This is a genomic window from Methanosarcina sediminis, from assembly GCF_052056915.1.
GTDB lineage: Archaea > Halobacteriota > Methanosarcinia > Methanosarcinales > Methanosarcinaceae > MTP4.
This window is the reverse complement of the sequence record NZ_CP195119.1, coordinates 1,955,289-1,972,803: the sequence shown is the minus strand read 5'-3', so window position 1 is coordinate 1,972,803 and position 17,515 is coordinate 1,955,289. Positions and strand designations below refer to the sequence as shown.

The 17,515-nt window shown below is 43.0% G+C and carries 14 protein-coding genes and 1 tRNA gene; 8 read left to right on the top strand and 7 right to left on the bottom strand.

All coding sequences use genetic code 11. The annotated features are described in order from the left end of the window. Positions 1-28 precede the first annotated feature (28 nt). Positions 29-1,036: an ABC transporter ATP-binding protein gene (locus ACSAZK_RS08420; RefSeq protein WP_440956895.1), complete on the top strand. Its 1,008-nt coding sequence runs from the start codon at positions 29-31 to the stop codon at positions 1,034-1,036. Beyond that, entirely contained in the window at positions 1,029-2,276 is a 1,248-nt protein-coding gene (locus tag ACSAZK_RS08415; RefSeq protein ID WP_440956894.1) for an ABC transporter permease, read from the top strand. The genes ACSAZK_RS08420 and ACSAZK_RS08415 overlap by 8 nt, the downstream gene beginning before the upstream one ends. A gap of 127 nt (positions 2,277-2,403) precedes the next feature. Here ACSAZK_RS08415 and ACSAZK_RS08410 read toward each other — a convergent pair whose 3' ends face one another. Continuing rightward, positions 2,404-3,975: a PAS domain-containing protein gene (locus ACSAZK_RS08410; protein ID WP_440956893.1), complete on the bottom strand. Its 1,572-nt coding sequence runs from the start codon at positions 3,973-3,975 to the stop codon at positions 2,404-2,406. A gap of 580 nt (positions 3,976-4,555) precedes the next feature. Here ACSAZK_RS08410 and ACSAZK_RS08405 point away from each other — a divergent pair. Continuing rightward, positions 4,556-4,738: a hypothetical protein gene (locus ACSAZK_RS08405; RefSeq protein WP_048177344.1), complete on the top strand. Its 183-nt coding sequence runs from the start codon at positions 4,556-4,558 to the stop codon at positions 4,736-4,738. A 449-nt stretch (positions 4,739-5,187) separates the two neighbouring features. On the opposite strand, the gene ACSAZK_RS08400 is transcribed toward ACSAZK_RS08405, so the two are convergent. The 3 genes from ACSAZK_RS08400 to ACSAZK_RS08390 are packed head-to-tail and all read right to left on the bottom strand — an operon-like array spanning position 5,188 to position 6,739. Then, entirely contained in the window at positions 5,188-5,724 is a 537-nt protein-coding gene (locus ACSAZK_RS08400; protein ID WP_440956892.1) for a TIR domain-containing protein, read from the bottom strand. Next, positions 5,724-6,176, bottom strand: coding sequence for a DUF4231 domain-containing protein (locus ACSAZK_RS08395; protein WP_440956891.1), 453 nt, complete (start codon positions 6,174-6,176; stop codon positions 5,724-5,726). The genes ACSAZK_RS08400 and ACSAZK_RS08395 overlap by 1 nt, the downstream gene beginning before the upstream one ends. A gap of 20 nt (positions 6,177-6,196) precedes the next feature. Further along, positions 6,197-6,739: a TIR domain-containing protein gene (locus ACSAZK_RS08390; RefSeq protein WP_440956890.1), complete on the bottom strand. Its 543-nt coding sequence runs from the start codon at positions 6,737-6,739 to the stop codon at positions 6,197-6,199. A 446-nt stretch (positions 6,740-7,185) separates the two neighbouring features. Here ACSAZK_RS08390 and ACSAZK_RS08385 point away from each other — a divergent pair, with 446 nt between their 5' ends. After that, positions 7,186-9,771, top strand: coding sequence for a TIR domain-containing protein (locus ACSAZK_RS08385; RefSeq protein WP_440956889.1), 2,586 nt, complete (start codon positions 7,186-7,188; stop codon positions 9,769-9,771). 8 nt (positions 9,772-9,779) lie between these two features. Here the strand turns inward: ACSAZK_RS08385 and ACSAZK_RS08380 are convergent. Continuing rightward, positions 9,780-9,852 (bottom strand) — tRNA-Gln (locus ACSAZK_RS08380). 518 nt (positions 9,853-10,370) lie between these two features. Here ACSAZK_RS08380 and ACSAZK_RS08375 point away from each other — a divergent pair. Further along, complete coding sequence (locus tag ACSAZK_RS08375; RefSeq protein WP_440956888.1) at positions 10,371-10,619, top strand: hypothetical protein; 249 nt, start codon at positions 10,371-10,373, stop codon at positions 10,617-10,619. A 1,512-nt stretch (positions 10,620-12,131) separates the two neighbouring features. Here the strand turns inward: ACSAZK_RS08375 and ACSAZK_RS08370 are convergent. After that, positions 12,132-12,494 (bottom strand): hypothetical protein, encoded by a 363-nt coding sequence (locus ACSAZK_RS08370; protein WP_440956887.1) that lies wholly within the window; start codon positions 12,492-12,494, stop codon positions 12,132-12,134. Between the two features lie 335 nt (positions 12,495-12,829). Continuing rightward, entirely contained in the window at positions 12,830-13,081 is a 252-nt protein-coding gene (locus ACSAZK_RS08365) for a type II toxin-antitoxin system HicB family antitoxin (protein WP_440956886.1), read from the bottom strand. A gap of 281 nt (positions 13,082-13,362) precedes the next feature. Here ACSAZK_RS08365 and ACSAZK_RS08360 point away from each other — a divergent pair, with 281 nt between their 5' ends. From ACSAZK_RS08360 to ACSAZK_RS08350, 3 genes are all read left to right on the top strand, one after another. Beyond that, positions 13,363-14,544, top strand: coding sequence for a uroporphyrinogen decarboxylase family protein (locus tag ACSAZK_RS08360; RefSeq protein WP_440956885.1), 1,182 nt, complete (start codon positions 13,363-13,365; stop codon positions 14,542-14,544). Between the two features lie 260 nt (positions 14,545-14,804). Beyond that, a complete protein-coding gene (locus tag ACSAZK_RS08355; RefSeq protein WP_440956884.1) occupies positions 14,805-15,917 on the top strand; it encodes a uroporphyrinogen decarboxylase family protein in 1,113 nt (370 codons plus the stop codon). A 247-nt stretch (positions 15,918-16,164) separates the two neighbouring features. Beyond that, on the top strand, positions 16,165-17,439 hold the full coding sequence (locus tag ACSAZK_RS08350; protein ID WP_440956975.1) for an anion transporter: 1,275 nt from the start codon (positions 16,165-16,167) through the stop codon (positions 17,437-17,439). The last annotated feature ends 76 nt before the right edge of the window (positions 17,440-17,515 follow it).

Here is a 17,515-nt window from a genome sequence, read left to right as displayed (position 1 = left end):
ATTGCCCTACGAGGATATAGTTAATCGGATGCATGTTGTTGAAGTTGAAGGAGTGTCAAAGTCCTTCGGGGGAACAGATGTCATAAGGGACATCTCTTTTTCTGTCGAAAAGGGAGAAATCTTCGGGCTGCTCGGACCAAACGGGGCAGGGAAGACCACGCTTATCAGGATGCTCCTGGACATTATCAGGCCCGATTCGGGGGAGATCCGGGTTTTTGGGGCATCCCTGGACCCTGCCGGAAAGGACCGGATTGGCTACCTTCCGGAGGAGCGGGGGCTGTACCGTAAAACAAAGCTTGTCGATATGCTGGTCTACCTGGCGCAGCTTAAGAACGTTTCAGGAAAGCAGGCCCGGGAAAATGCCGAGTCCCTGCTGCGGTCTCTTGGGCTCTACGAGCACAGGGGAAAAAGGGTCGAAGAGCTCTCCAAAGGGATGCAGCAAAAAATTCAGTTTCTTTCTTCAATTATTCATTACCCGGACCTTGTAGTCCTTGATGAACCTTTTTCGGGGCTTGACCCGGTGAGCACAAAGACGATCAAGGACAGGATTATCGAGTACAGGAATGCCGGGAAGACGGTCATCCTTTCCACGCACATGATGGAACAGGCTCAGACGCTCTGCGACCGGATCCTGGTGGTCGACAGGGGAAGAAGGGTGCTTTACGGCAGCGTGGAAGGGATCAGGAAAGAGCGAGGGAAAAATTCCCTGCTGGTGGAATTCGCAGGGTATGGTTCGGGACATGGTTCGGGATACGGAGCAGGGCATGATGCAGGACTCGGTGTTGGAAGTGGCGCAGGAGCCGGTACAGGAGGGGACTCTTTGAGCGTGCTTATGGGAATCCCGGGGGTCAGGAGAATTGTGGAGCACGAAGAAGAGCATAAAAAGTTCGTGGAGATCTTTCCGGAGGAGGGTGCAGGGACGCAGGAGATACTGGAGGAGCTTGTCCGCAGGGTCGAAGTCTTGCGTTTCGAGCAGGCACTCCCGTCCCTGAACGAGATCTTTATTGAAACGGTGGAGGCCAACGCCAATGAGTAAATTCTCAGGAAAGGCGTTTACGGTTTCCAGGCACGAGTTCCTGAAAACTGTGAAACGCAAGGAATTCCTTTTCATGACTTTCATTTTTCCGGTCTTCCTGGCAGGGATTACCCTTGCCCCTGCCCTGCTTGCCGGTATGACCCCCTCCGAGGACCAGAGCGTAGGTTATGTCGACATGACAGGGTCTTTTGACTTTCCCGGGGAAGTCACAAACGCAGGATTTGCGGTGGGGCCTTTCGGGGAAAAAAGCTCGACAATAGAGTTTGTCAGGTACGGGGATAACCCTGAAGCCAGTCGGGCACTTAGAGCCGGGGAGATCTCTTCCTACATCGTAATCCCTGAGGACTTCCTGGAAGCCGGGGTAATCGAACTTTATGTCTCCGAAAAAGGAGTTCCCGTGCCCAGGGCCAATCTTGCGGCAGACCTTTCCGATATCGTTGTCACCTCTCTCCTGCAGGACGAGGTTGAAGATGTTGTACTCCAGAGGGTCAAGGACCCGGTCAACATTAAGCTGTTCGACATCGGGGAGGGTGGGGAAGCCAACGAACAGGGCGTTGCGGATATCCTGGGCGACCTTGGCCTCCCCTTCCTCACCGCCTTCCTCCTCTTCTTCAGCATTTTTTCTGCATCAGGATTCCTCCTCCGCGGCGTTTCCGAAGAAAAGGAGAACCGGGTTATCGAAGTCCTGCTCTCCTCCGTAACTCCTACCGAACTCCTGACCGGCAAGGTCCTGGGCCTGGGTGCAGTCGGCCTCCTGCAAATCGTGGTCTGGATCTCTGCAGTCGCTCTCGGAGCCTCTTATGCCCTTCCTCTGAGCCTGGACCCTTTCCTGCTCTTCCTGGCTGTGGTCTATTTCCTCTTCGGCTATCTCTTTTTCGCAAGCCTCATGGCCGCTGTCGGAGCCCTGACCTCCTCCCTTCAGGAAAGCCAGCAGGTAGCCGGGATCTTCACCTTCGCAGCCGCTGCTCCCATAATCTTCATGCAGCTCCTGCTCACAAAACCCGACAGTCCCCTTGCCGTTTCTCTCTCCCTCTTTCCCATCACCTCTCCTGTCGCCATGCTGGTCCGGATCGGGGCTACGGAAGTGCCTTTTTACCAGATCGCAGCAAGCCTTTTCATCCTGATGCTCTCAATCCATGGCGTAATCATATTCTCCAGCCGCCTTTTCAGGGCCTACCTCCTTATGTACGGTAAAAGGCCGGCTTTCCGGGAAATCCTGAAAAATATGCGGGGAGGGTGAGCAAGGGAAAGGATAAGTAAGTATCCGGTTCAGGTAAAGTTCCCTTCCCTAATTCAAATCCGGGCAAGGGATCTTCCAAATTCGGGGAATAAAGCTGGAAGCAGGTAAACTTCATTTCTCCAGTCTTTCATGACAGTTCTGCCTGGATGCTGATCGGGGCAATATGGTTTACCACCAGGAGAGCGATGCTTTCAAGGAAGTTGCGGACATTTCGGGGGATTTTGTCCAGGGTCCGGGACGCAAAGTTCAGGCTGCCTATGATTTCTCCCCTGTATTTCATGGGGATTACGGCAACTGCCGTGATTCCTTCCTCCTTGATTGCATCAGCCATTTCTTCGGAGTAAAAGTCCAGGGAGTAAATGGGCTTTTCAGTCCAGATCTGTTTTGCTTCCCTGGTATCTGCCTTATACCTGGAAACCTTCTTTTTAAATTCGGGGGAAATTCCCCTGTGTGCCACCAGGTTTATCTGGTCTAGGAGTTCGTCCTTGAGATATATGCCCCCTGCATCGATCCCGCTTATCTGCAGGCAGTCGTCCAGGACCCGGTTGAGCATGGCCTGGAGGTTCCAGGTGAGGCTCAGGGCCATTCCGAGTTCCCTCTGGATTTCAAGCATTTCCCGGGCTTCTTTTATCTCGGTGATATCAACGACAAGGCCCTGGAAATGGGTCACTTTGCCTTCCATTTCCCTCTGGATAAAGGTCCTCTCATCCACCCAGAGCATTTTCCCGCCTCCGGTAAAGATCCTGTATTCCATCTCGAAAGAGTCCTGCTCCTCCGCGATGTTGCGTTCAAGGGCTTCAACCACTGCCCCTATGTCATCCCTGTGGATGATGTCCCCGTAAAGCACCTTTCCCGATGTGAAATCTTCTACCGTGTACCCTAACCTGATCACGTTTTCCGAAACATACTCGGCAGGCCAGTTTTCTTCGTTTTTCCACAGAAAAGCCACCGCAGGGCTGTTGTTGAGTATGGTCTTCAGCAACTCCTGCATTTCAAGAGCTTTTTTGAGGGCCTCTTCGCTTTCCTTCCGGTCGCTTATATCCAGGACAATCCCCTGGAAATGGGTTACTTCCCCTTCCGGGTTCCGCTGGATAAAAGTCCTTTCGCTCACCCAGCGCAGGTCCCCGGCTTTCGTAAAGATCCTGTACTCCATGCTGAAGTCAACAGCCCCTTCCTGGATCCGCTCTTCAAGGTTCTCTTCAACACTTTTCAGGTCCTCGGGGTGGATGATATTCCCGTAAAGGACCCTTCCCGAAGTAAAGTCCTCTGCCGTGTACCCGAACTTGCCCACGTTTTCCGATACGAACTCCGCAGGCCAGTTTTCTTCATTTCTCCACAGAAAAACCACCGCAGGGCTGTTGCTTATCACGGTCCTGATTATCTCCTGCATTTCAAGGAGGGGCAGCAGGTCCACTATCCCCACTGCCGCAATGACCTTCCCTTCCTCCGAGAAGATGGGAGACACAACAACGTTCCTGCACCTGTAGGTGCCTTCCATCGGGATCTCCCGTATGGTCCTGCCCGTCCTGAGCACCTCTTCGAGTACGGGCCCCGTATAGTCCCGGTCAAGGATTTTTCCGTCTTCCAGCCTGAGCCCTTTTCGATTAAGGCTGCGGATGGTTGTGGGCAGCCCTATCAGGGAATGCAACGCAACTGCTATCGCCTCAAGTTCTTCAGGCCCCGAGTCCTCGGATATCAATAAGGCACTAATCCTTTCCCCCTCCACAGGAATATTTTCCAGAAACTATTTCCCTGAGAATATAGTTGCTCTTTGTTTATATAATTGGGATTTTATCGAATATGTTTTTGCCCTTATCATGGGAGCCCACGCTCCGCAAAATAACAAAACTAATTGAAGAAATCGATATTCTATAGTCATTCTTTTATATTATTCGCCACATATTACTTGTTGATCCATAGGGGTAGAGAAGCAAAGGATGAGGAAGCCGTACAACTTGATGGGTACGGGACTTCATTCAATTGTGGAAAATCCTTGTGGATCACCCCTATATCAAGCTTTTTTTCACTTCAGGTTTCTAATTTCAAGCATCGTTTTTTCTTTCCTTGAGAATCTGCGGGCTGGGCGAGGATTCGGATATGTTGCCTTAATTAAGGAAGATCCGGAAGATTGGAAGGGGTTTAATAGGTTTTTCTCCAGAGGGTATCCCTCCGTCTTGTATAAAAAGTTTTGAATATAAATGAACATATTTATAATGTATGTGGGTATACTGAATTTATTATATTTCCCATAATTTAAAAAACCCTGCGGAGTTAGTGTAATGGAATTTTTATGTTACAGAGAATGCAGTCAATGTCCCGAGTACGAAGAAAATCTATGCCCCACTCATTGTAGAGTAATAAACGAGGACATTAAAGTCACAGGAGCTATGATTGCTGCAGAAAGAGTAGAAAAATACTGGGATGCAATTATTTGCGAACAAAAATCCGGGCATAAACTCTAATTCACTACCGGTTCCCAAATAGTACTTTAATTGAATTAGGCGATAAGTGCCAAAGTCCTGAAAAAACTATCGCCAAACGGAAAACTTCTTAGCAAAAGGACATGTGGTTACGAGTTTCATGTCGCATGTCCTGAATATGATTTTTTTAATTTCACAGGCGGATAGTCCACTTTTTCGACTTTTTCGGGTTTTTTTGTTCCTTTTATGTGCAGGTTGGTGAGGATTCGAATTTATAATGCTTTCATTAACCATCTATATTTTTTTCTGATAATTGCAGGGTGCCTCCGCCAGCTTGCCTGGCGGCTTTCCTTAAATTTGAATATGAAGTTTGAAACGAAGGACCATTTATAATAATAATAATAATAACTTTTGAATTATATTATTCTGCAGAAGCATCTCATTTCGTAGTTTTCCTTTTCCCAACCAACTGATAATTTATCTAAAATAAGTTAGATTTTCTTTCTACAAGAGGGTCCCAAACCCAATCTTACACTTTCTGGGTTAGTTAATGGTCTATTGCAACGTTTGCAACGTGCAGTTTCTTTCTTTAGATCATTTGTTTGAGTAGCTTTCACCACATTTTTCTGTGAAGCTTCATTTAGAGCTCTAATTATTGAGTCTTGCGAATAACTCATCGCCCATGTAACATTTTTTCCATAAAGGGATGCTGGTGATTCATATGATTTATCTATTTTTACTGCTACAATTTTCAATCCTAATTTATGTGCATTATCAATTTCCCAATTTACCCATTCACTTTCATGGGTATGCTCCCCAACAATTACTAAACAGTAAGTAGCCTCATTCATCTTTTTTGTTATTCCAGTCTTAATTGTTGGAGCTCTTTCACTATTTATTGGTGTAGTAACTGACTGATCGCTAAATCCGAAGTCAAAATTTGGGTTTGCATTCCATGCTTGAAGTAATAATTTGTAATGTTTGTCTTCTTCATATTGAAAACTTACAAAAACTCTCTTTTTTCCCATCAATTCTCACTCTTCTTGTCCTCTTTACAACTTTCTACCCACAAAGTATTTTCTCTAGAAATCAACCTTTCAACTCTTTCTACAAACAAAGCTTCTTTATCTTCAACCTCCCCATACTCATTAATCCCAGCTTCGTAATAATAATACTCTTTTTTTAATGTTTCACATGTAGTTCTATAAGTTATCCAATTCTCTTGGTATTTAAACGATTTTAAAACTGATGTCAAAATAGCCACGATAACAGATGTTAAAACTGGGCTCCATTTCAAAAGCCAGTTTGCTGGTTGGCAAAATTCAATTACTATTAATACTGGGGTTAAAGACGAGAGAATTATCAATATAAATTGAAACTTTTTGTAAATTTTTTGATTATCTAATGATTTTTTATCATACCAATTGATTTGGTCTCTGTATCTCTCCTCCAAATATTTTTTGAATTTTCCCTCGTCCATTTTGAACCCTGCTTTGTTTTTTATTGCCACCTTTCACCGTTATGATTTTTGCCATACATTTTTCTGGAGTTTATTGGGTTTATTTTTTCCCTTCTTTCAAATGCTTCATGAATCCATTCTTGAATCTGAATAGGGGAAGTTGACCATCTGTAAATCTTAGCATAACCATTTGATATATTATCATATAATCGAGGGGGTATTGTATTCGAATCACACTGATTTTGTGAATTAAGTGGATATGTTGGAAGGAGAATTCCAATCAATCCCGACCGAGGGTTAAAGTTTGTGTCACTTAAACTTGCACGAATCTCCCAATCAACAAATTTCCTTTTCCATGTTTCGGGCCCTATCAAAACTGCGGTAACTGTGGAGTCCTTTAAATGGTTCTCTCTTATTTTTTGCATAACTGTTTCTGTTTTCATATTCTGGTCATCAATATCCCCTTCTTGAACAGATTTTGATATAATGGTATCTCCGAGCATCCGTTCGAATTTTTCTTTATAGTCCCTGTCTTCTGGACAATTATGATAGCTAACAAAAACTTTGTGAACTTTTGATCCCATATTTTGTCTCCAAACTGTTCTACAAATTTATATTATACTGAATGTTCTCCTTTAATTAAATGTAACTATTACAGTTTACAAAAGTCTCATTTATATTGTCTGAATTTTCGATACATATTTAAGTTTCAAATACACTATTTTAGGGTGATATTAATTGAAAGTACAATCCAATATCGTACTTAGAACTCGTCACAGAACAAACTATGCACATTTATGATTGGACATTTTGATTTTCAATATCAAGATCACCAATCGAAGTTACAATTGAATGATGAGTTGCATAGTTTATTTCGCTGCAGATCCTTATTGTTCACTTGTAAATCCAAGTCGTCTTATCAATCGTTATTGTAAGCTCCTTCACCCTCTATAAATTGATCAAAATTTTTTGTAAAATAGCAACACTTATAATAAATTAAACAAATACCAAACGTCGAGGTATCCATTCAATGAGCAAGTTTTTCTTCTTGAGTCACAGCTCAAAAGATGAAGAAGTCGTTCTAAAAATTGCGAGTGGATTAGGCAATGACTTATGTTGGGTTTCTGAGTGGGAAATGAAGGCTGGAGAGCGTATTTTTAAATTTGATAAAGCAATTGCTGATTCTCGTGTTTTCGTATTATTTTGGAGTAAAAATGCCGCTAAGTCTCAATGGGTTAACGAAGAGGTTGATCTTGCTAGGTATCGATGGATTAATGAAATCGGATACAGACCTATTGTTGTAAGGTTGGATGAAACTTCTCTTCCTAGTTTTTTAAAGCATCGCCAGTATCTATGTATAAGAAAAGGTATTAATTACATAATTGATGAATTAAAAAAATTAAAAGATGATTTGACGCCAAAGGAAGTTTTTTTTGGAAAAGATAATCTTACTGACTATTTTCAAAATAGACAACAATATTTTGATAAAATCGAAGAAATGGTCTCTTTTGGAGCTTACAATGGAATTTTTATATTAGGTTTAGACGGAATCGGCAAAACTTCCTTCGTCAAGAGAGCAAATTCTATACTTTTTCCACATTTACATCCTATTTGGATTGATCTTAGATTTGCATCTACTCCAATTAGGTTACTATCCACAATAGCTAAACCTTTTGGTATTTTTATTGATCCCAATGAGTCAGGACAAAATCCTGAAAAGGTTTGGGACGAGATCTTGTTACCCGAGATAATCAATTCACAGAAAACATATTTAATTTTTGACAATTTAACTCTTCCCGGTAGGGATCCCCTCCTAAAAGGACAAACAATGACTAATTTGTTGGGTCGTATTTTTGAAGATGTCTCAAAAATAAGCAAGCCTGATAATCCAAATATAATATTAATTTCTCACTATGTCCCAGAATTTCTTCAAGATAAAATGCTAAATTATGGTAGGGTTATTTTAGGACGTCTTGAAGATAAAGAAGTAAAGAGAGCTTTAAAATATCACTTAAGCTTTTCTCCATCTGCATCTTTCCAAGATTTTCAGATTGATAAATTAGCATTGAGAATTCGCGGTTATCCCCTCGTTATTTCTTTGATGGCTACTAGGGTCATTGATAAGGGAATTGATGTTATACTCGATGATGAGGCTATAATACGTGAAATGGAAATAGAATTAGCTCAACATTTGCTCTCTGGGATGGAAATTTCTATCAATGAAAAAGAAATTTTAATTTTGCTTGCAGTTTCTACATGTTCTTTAAACATGAAACAAATTAAGTCAATTTGTGGAGATAAATGGAAAGCTGTAGGTGAAATTAAAAGTAAACAGTTGTTAGATCCTGCTTCAGAAAATTATCAACTTCATCCCATACTTAGCGAGTATATTAAGTCAACAATGGCAACTTCGGATGATATTTTGGAAATGCATTTTAAGCTTGCTAAATTGTTTAAATTAGAATGGGATAATGCACCTAAAAATAGTTCTGCATTTGCTCAGTATGGATCTTTGATATATTTTCATATGATTTCGGCCGGTAGATTTTCTGATGCGGAACTGATCCAAAAGGCTTACCTTGTGGAAGCCAAAGATGCTGCTATTGAACTCTATAGGAGGCGCAAATACAAAACTTCATTAGAATTTCTTAAAAACGCTAGAAAAATGATTACATATTCCGATCCTATTTACGATTATTATTATGCCTTATGTCTAAATCGTTTGGGTAGATCTAAGGAAGCTATTCCAATTCTCGAAGAACTTGTTGGGGATTATCACAACGTTTCACGTTATCATCATTCTTTAGGAGTTTGTAAGAGAAGAATCAAAGATTATAACGGTGCGTTGATTGCGTTCAGGACTGCGATTTCTGTCGCTAGAGGTTATGGAAAAGTTGTACCTCTTACTACTCTTGCAGATTTATTATTCGACTTACGTTCAAATGATAATAATTATTTAACTGAGGCTAAGAATCTAGCTTTAAAAGCGTTGGATATTGCACCTCATGATTCTGAGGTTGTAAGTGTTTCGGCAAAAATTTTCATTGGAGTTGGAGAGAAAAAGAGAGCTTTGGAAATCCTCTCTGATGCTTTACGTTTGTCACCTACAAATGCTCATCTTCATCATCGAATAGGAATGATTCTAAAAGACATGGGTAAACTGGAAGAAGCAAAATCTCATCTTGAAAGTGCATCTAAAGATCGTGCACTTGCTTATTCTACCATTGCACTTGCAGATGTATACCTAAGATTGGGTGAAATTAATAATGCAGAACAAACTTTGGATAATTATATTGGCAAGGATGACGCTGGATATTTTGCAACCAAAGGAAATATTTTAAGAGTCAAGGATGAACTAGACCAAGCAGAAGAGTACTTACAAAAAGCAATCTCATTATCTCAGAGAGATCCAATTCCTTTTGGTGGGATGGCACAAATAAAACTAGATAAGGCTAAAAAAGCGTTATCTGAGAATTTAAAGCAACAAGCTTTAATGTTCCTATCTGAAGCAGAAGAAAACCTAAATAAAGGTTTAAAAGAAGACCCTGAAAATGAAGCTCTTCTCACGACACGGCATGTTATTTCAACTTTTAAATTAAATACTGGTTTGGAATAATTTTTTAATAGTCCTGAGCGGATTCGAACCGCTGTCCCGGGCTCCAAAGGCCCGAAGGATTGACCACTACCCTACAGGACTGCGCATGAAGGCTTTTAGCTATACCTTATTTATGGTACTTAATTTTTGTGCCACTAAAGGTATCTTTGTCCGTGTTTCAGGTTGAAAATACGTGTCCTGTCCAATTCCATACAGGTTTCGAAACTTTTTCAGGGGAATACTTTTTTGTGCGATTAAAAATTTTCAATCAATTAATTTAAAATAATTTCCAATATAATTATGTAATTGGGACTGGGAGAGAATAAGGGAGAAATCAGACACAAAATGAAATGCCTGAGGACTCTGATCCTGCTTCGTATCATTATGCTTGGGGGAGCATATCTTCGGAGCGGCTGTATTGGGGGATATAGTGAAAAGGTGTGGCGTTCTCGGGCTTCTTCTTCCTCTGCTTTTTTACTTCTCTTGCTATGCTTTTTTGTGTGCTTGTGCGTTTTTATTGTGTGCCTTTTTTGCGTGATTGTGCATTTTTATGTTCTTTTTACTGCGTTTTTTTATCTTTTTTTGCTCCGTCTTCTTTTGAAAAGGGATTTCTTTGGGGTATGTTTTTTGACATGTCGATAAAATTCGGTTTTCCCGGGGGATTAAGTAGAGGGGAAAGTTTAGGTGGCTGCAGGAAACCTGAAAGACGAAGAATTTACTGCTTCCCTGATTCCTCCAGTTCCGTAGCCCCTCTATATTCAGGATATCTGGTTGAAAATAACTCTCCTGTCCAATTCTATGCAGGGCTTGAAAGTTTTTCAGGGGAGAAGTTTTTTTTGCGATTAAAAATTTTCAATGAATTAATTTAAAATAATTTCTGGTATAATTGTATGATTGGGAAATGGTAAGTGAACCGGGGAAATTAACAGGGGAAATAAACCGGTTGAAAGAAATGCCCGGAAATCATCGATCCTTATCCAGATCCGTGCTTAAGGGAAGCACATTTTCGGAGGGACTGTAGTGGGGGCTACAGTAACAAGGATCCGAAATTTCCGGGCTTTTTCTTACGCTGCGAATCTTTTCTTTTTTTCGATGTTTTCTGCTTTGCTTTTTTGATTTTCTTTTGTTATCCTGCTTTTCCGGCCTGAATTCTCTGGAAATGAGGTAATTTTCTGTTTCTCTTTACTTATGCTCTCCAGGGTGCTTGAGATATTCGATTTCACGATATGATTTTACGTGCTTCAGAGGAGGGGTTTCTAATATGAGGAGATTCTTTTCCCCTTTCGAATCTGTTTTTATTGCACTGTATTTCTGGTTGAAAATAACTCTCCTGTCCAATTCTATGCAGGGCTTGAAAGTTTTTCAGGGGAGAAGTTTTTTTTGCGATTAAAAATTTTCAATGAATTAATTTAAAATAATTTCTGGTATAATTGTATGATTGGGAAATGGTAAGTGAACCGGGGAAATTAACAGGGGAAATAAACCGGCTGAAAGAAATACCTGGAAATCATCGATCCTTATCCGGATCCGTGCTCTAGGGAAGCACATTTTCGGAGGGACTGTAGTGGGGGCTACAGTAACAAGGGTCAGAAATTTCCGGGCTTTTTCTTACGCTGCGAATCTTTTCTTTCTTTCTTTCTTTCGATGTTTTCTGCTTTGCTTTTTTGATTTTCTTTTGTTATCCTGCTTTTCCGGCCTGAATTCTCTGGAAATGAGGTAATTTCTCGTTTGTTTCTGTTCGTTCTGTTTTTATTGCGTGGTGTTTCTGATTAAAAATAAGTTCCATGTTCAATTCTATGCAGGCTTCAAAAGTTTTTCAGGGGAGAAGTTTTTTGTACAATTGAAAATTTCCAACGAATTAATTTAAAATAATTTCCGGTATAATTGTATGATTGGGAAATGGTAAGTGAAATGGGAATACGAATAAGGGAAAAAACTTATTGAAATGAACACCCGGAAATTACTGGTCCTGCTTCGGACCCGTGCTTAAGGGGAGCACATCTTCGGAGTGCCTGTAGTCGAGGATACAGTAAAAAGGATCAGGGGTTTCCGGGTTTCTTATTGCTTTCATTTTCCTCCGTCTTTTTATTTTTTTCATTTTGTTTGCCTGTTTTCGGTTGTGTTTTTCCTGCAGGTTGTTCGGCTCTTATTTTCTGCGTGTTTACTTTCTCTTCTTTTTCTACGGTTTACTTCATCAGCTCCTTCTCAACCTTTACCTCTGCTTCTGATTCCTGTTTCTTTGAAAAGGAGGGGTTTTTCCGGAATCTGTATATCTTATTGAAAATATGCACCCTGTACAATTCTATGCAGGTTTAGAAACTTTTTCAGGGATATTATTTTTTATGAGATTAAAAATTTTCAACGAATTAATTTAAAATAATTTAGACGATTATTGTATACTGGATATGGGAAGTAAAAAGAAAAAGACATGATGATTGTGGAAGAAATGCCTGGGGTCGCTTAATCCTGCTCCTGATTCCACTCTTGAGGGAGGGTGGATTTCCGGAGCTGCTGTATGAGGGGATAAAGTAAAAAGGATGAGGCGTTCTCGGGCATCTTCTTTCTATGTACACCTCTTCTTTTTTATTTTTTCTCTGCTTTCCTTTTCTGCTTTTCCTTTTCTGCTTTTCCTTTTCTGCTTTTCCTTTTCTGCTTTCCTTTTCTGCTTTTCCTTTTCTGCTTTTCCTTTTCTGCTCCTGGTTTTCTGATTTACTTTTTTGAAAAATATATCCTTTTTTCGACATTAGTTTCTATGCAGAGTTCGAAATATTTGGAGCAAAGATATTTTTTGTGGCGTTAAAAGTTTTCAACGAATTAATTTAAAATAATTTATGAGATAATTCTCAATTGGGAAGTGGGAAGAAAATTGGGGAGAAACTGAGAAACAGAAAGAAATGCCTGAGGGCGTTGGTCCTGTTCCGGATCCGTATGCTTGGGGGAGCATATATTCGAAACGACTGTATTGGGGAATGCAGTAAAAGGATCTTCATCCTCGGGCTTCTTCTTGCACTGCTTTTTTACTTAATTTCTCAAGTTTTTATTATGACTCCCCTATTTTTTACTGGATTCCTCTATTTTTTTACTGTGATTCTTTTCTTTGCTTTTTCGTTTTCCTACTTTGGGCCATCACCTCGAAAGTGGTCATAAAGGGGCGCTTGATTGGAAGGGCAATATTTTCGTTTTCAATATAAAGTTCAACGGCTTCTTTCAGGTTTGTAACTGCTTCTTCGATTGTTTCTCCCCGGCTCGTTACGTCCAGTTCCAGGCAGAGCGACTCGTAAGATTCCCCTTTTTTGTTCACTATTGCAGTTAGTTTGAAAGTTTCTTTCATGTTTCCAGATAGGGTTGGCGGCCAAGTTAAATATTTCGCAGCTTTTTTGTTCTGTAATTTGTCCTTTCAGGTTTTTATTCCATTCTTTTCCTGATAGTGCACCTGTAGGGTATGTGTCCTTTAATTTTATGTATTTCCTGCACGAGGTGTGGTTTGCGTGGATTCCTTTTTTCAGAGGGATTTTTTCACTTTTTGGATTTTCCGGTGCAGAAAGTAAATATATATCCACATTGTTTATATAGAAATTAATTTATTTTGATCTGTTAGTTGGGTGAGTGTTAATGCTTTACGAGATGACTTCAAGGGAACGTTTTATCAATGCGCTTGAGATGAAGGAAGTGGATAGGGTGCCTTACGGCTACCTCTGGTTCGGGGCCGGGAATACAGTGCTTAATCGGATGGGGGTCAGCTTTAGGGATGTTTATTATTCCCCCCGGGGGATTGCTCGGGCTCAAATTCTTGCAAGGGAGATGTACCACCACGATAACGTGATGGTCCCCTGGGGCTGTTTGTTCACGGAGGCTGAGGCTCTAGGGACAAGGGTACACATCAAGGAGAACGGGTACCCGAAGGTTGAACGCTATGCCCTGGACTGTGCAGGGGACTACTGGGCGCTCAATCCCCGGAGTCTTGAGTGTTCGGACCGGACCGTAGATCTCGTGGAAGCCATCGAAATCCTCAAAAAAGAAATCGGAGACGAGGCTTTCATCACGGGGGCCATGCTTTCCCCGCTTATGCTGGCAGGGCAGGTGCTGGGGGTGAGCAGGCTCTGTGTTGAGATGCTCAAAAACGAGGAAGATGTCCATTTCCTGCTCGATGTGCTCACGGAATGCTCCACACTTTTTGCAGACATCCTGCTTGAGGCGGGGGTAGACGGCATTTTAGTGGATAATGGGGAAAGCGCAGCCGACCTCTTCAGCCGGCAAATGGCAGAGGAGTTCATGCTGCCCTACACAAAAGAGCTCTACACGCACATCAAAGCAAACGACGGGTACGTAATCTCCCACAACTGTGCAGCCCATGCCTTCCTTGACCTGGAACTGGCGCTTGAACCCGATGCCCTGAACTTTGCCTTCGGGGAAGTTGCAGCTCTCGGGAAGCCCTACGGGAGCGAATGCAAAAGGCTCCACAGGCACAAATGCATCGGATGCAGCTCTCGCTGCTGTTTCAAGGGTCTCCGTGACTTCACGGATAGCGGGATCTGTCTTATGGGAAACATCAACCCTGCCGTCTTTGCCCCCGGTTCGGCAGCCGATATCGGGCTCGAGGTGAAAAGCTGCCTGGAAGCCGCTCCTTCAAGGGGTTTTATCCTCTCAACAGGTTGCGAGATTCCCCTGAACGCGCCTTCTGAAAAAATGGATGCCCTCTGGAATGCCTTCAATTCCCGGCTTCCCGGACTGCCCGGGGTTTCGCCTTCCGGGTACTACGAAAATGTGAAAAATTCCGTGATGCTGTCCCCTTAATCTGCTTATCCGGTGGTTGGGGCATGGAATCTTAAGCTGTAAGGCTCTACCCTTTGCATCCATTTTTCAAGGTTTCTTTTGTGACCCTCTCGTTTTCTGTTCCAGGTTTCCAGGAGTCGGGAGTGGGTGAAATTTCATCGAACAGATGTTTTTTTGCAGGCTCAAGTTTTCAGGTTTGGTATTTATAAAATCAATTTTATATTGATTATCTACCTGGTGGTACTTGCTAAAGGAAGCAATGAGAAGCGGAGAAAAAAATCATGGTTGAAGAAATGACCTCAAGGGAGCGTTTTATCAATGCTCTCGAAAGAAAAGATGTAGACCGTGTCCCTTACGGTTACCTCTGGTTCGGCGCCGGGCATGCGGTGCTGGAGCGGATGGGCGCAAGCCTCAAAGATGTGTATTATTCGGCAGAAGGAATTGCACGGGCGCAGATTCTTGCCCGGGAGATGTACCACCACGACAACGTGATGTCTCCCTGGGGCTGCCTCCTTGTGGAAGCGGAGGCGCTCGGGACGAAGGTGAACATCAAGGAAAACGGGTACCCTACTGTGGCTGAATACGCCCTGAAATCCGCAGGAGAACATGAAAATATTAATCCGGATAACATCAAGCGGTCCGAACGGGTAAAGACCGTAGCCGGGTCGATTGAAATCCTCAAGAAAGAAATCGGGGACGAGGTTTTTATTACCGGGGCAACTCTGGCTCCCCTGATGCTTGCTTCCCAGGTCCTGGGAGGGAGCAGGCTCTGCATTGATATGCTGAAAGATTCCGAAGCTTTCCATGCCCTGCTCGAAAAACTCACGGAAAGCTGCATCCTCTTTGTCGACTCCATGCTCGAAGCCGGAGCTGACGGTATCTTTGTCGAAAATGGGGAGAGTACCGGTGACCTCTTCAGCCCGCAGATGGCAGAAGAGTTCATGCTGCCCTACACAAAGAAACTTTACGACCATATCAGGGCAAAAGGCGGGTACGTAATCTCCCACAACTGCGCAGCCCTTGCCTTCCACGACCTGGAAATGAAACTTGAGCCCCATGCCCTGAACTTTGCTTTCGGGGATGTCAGGCTGCTCGGGAAAAAGTATGGGGTAGAATGCATGAAGCTCCACAACCACAAGAACATCGGCTGCAGCCCAAGGCACTGTTTCAAGGAGTTAAAAGCTTTCTCCGATGCCGGCATCTGCCTCATGGGCAACATAATCCCGGACGCTCCCCTGGCCGGAGGCAGGGCTGAAATCGAGCATGAGGTGAAGTGCTGCCTTGAAGCTGCCCCTGAAAAAGGTTTCATCCTTTCCACAGGCTGCGAGGTTCCCCTTAACACGCCGCTTGAGAAAATGGAAATGCTCTGGGAAGCTATAAAGGCAAGGCTTTAAAGTTTTCTTTTCGAATCCTAACCTAATTCCTTTTTATTTTTTATTTTTAGTTTTTTAATCATTACAATATCTTTTTTCAGTTATTCCAATACATTTTTTAGTCATCATAATATACATATCACTAATTTTTTGATTTTTTTCTACCGTTTTTTCGGACTGGTTTTTGATTATAATTTATCTGATTTTTTGATTAGATCGGTCCGATCACCGGGATTTTATACCTGGAAACCTATGAACTGTGAAATTTATGGCAACAGGTTCGGCGTTTTACTCCCTTGCGGCTTCATTTGATTTTTCGGTCCTGGTCCTGCTGGGCGTGTTCTTGCTTACGGCTCTGCGGCAGGTTGGGTCTTTCAGGCTCCAGATCTGGCAGGTCATGTCAGGGGGAGCGGCAGCAGTGCTGCTTGCAGGGAAGATTTCGCCCGGGGATGCGCTCAGGGCAATAAATCCCGATGTCATGCTTTTTCTTTTCGGGATGTTCGTGGTTGGAGAAGGGCTCAACCGGAGTGGTTACCTGGGTGTGCTTGCAGGAAGGCTTTTTGGGAAGGCCCGCAGTGTGGACCAGCTTGTTTTGATTTTGCTCTTTTCCACGGGGATCCTTTCCTCCCTTCTCATGAACGATACGCTTGCCATAATGGGGACGCCGCTTGTGCTGGATCTTTCCCGGAAATACGGGATATCTCCGAAACTCCTTTTGCTGGCCCTGGCTTTCGGGGTTACTACGGGAAGCGTCATGAGCCCCATAGGAAACCCCCAGAACCTGCTCATTGCGGTGGAAGGCGGGATTTCCAATCCTTTCCTGGTCTTTTTCAGGATGCTGGGGCTGCCTACGCTCATTAACCTCTTCGTGGTTTATGCCGTGCTGAAGCTCTTTTTCCCCTCCGAATTCGGGAAAGGGAGGCTTGAACATGCAGAGGTCAGGCTCAAAGACCCGGAACTTGCCAGGGTTTCGAGGCTGGCTCTCGGGCTTCTCCTGGGAATGGTTTTCTTCAAACTTGCAGCCTGTTCCTTCTACCCTGCTCTTGACTTCGGGCTTACCTGGATTGCCCTTCTCTCTGCCCTGCCTCTGCTCTGCAGCAGGAAGCGGGAAGAAATTCTTAGGAATATCGACTGGCAGACCCTTGCCTTTTTTGCTTCCATGTTCGTGCTGATGGAATGTGTCTGGGATTCAGGTTTTTTCCAGGCCCTGGTGGAAGCCTCGGGGCTTGACCCTACCTCCCTTCCCACTATCTTTGTGCTCAGCATCGGGCTGAGCCAGTTGATCTCGAATGTGCCCTTTGTTGCCCTTTACCTGCCTGCAATGGAAGCTTCGGGAATTTCCATAGTCCAGGTCATGGCCCTGGCTGCAGGGAGCACGATTGCGGGGAATTTTCTGGTCCTGGGGGCGGCAAGCAACGTTATAATTATTCAGAATGCAGAAAAAAGAGGTTTTAGCATCTCTTTTCTTGAATTTGCGAGATTTGGATGCCTTATAACTGTTTTAAATAGTTTTATATACTTATTTTTGCTTAATGGTTTTTGAAATGCGGATAATTACTGAAATATGTTTATTATTTCCAGTAATTTTCTTAAAAAAGAATTAAATCAACTTATTATCA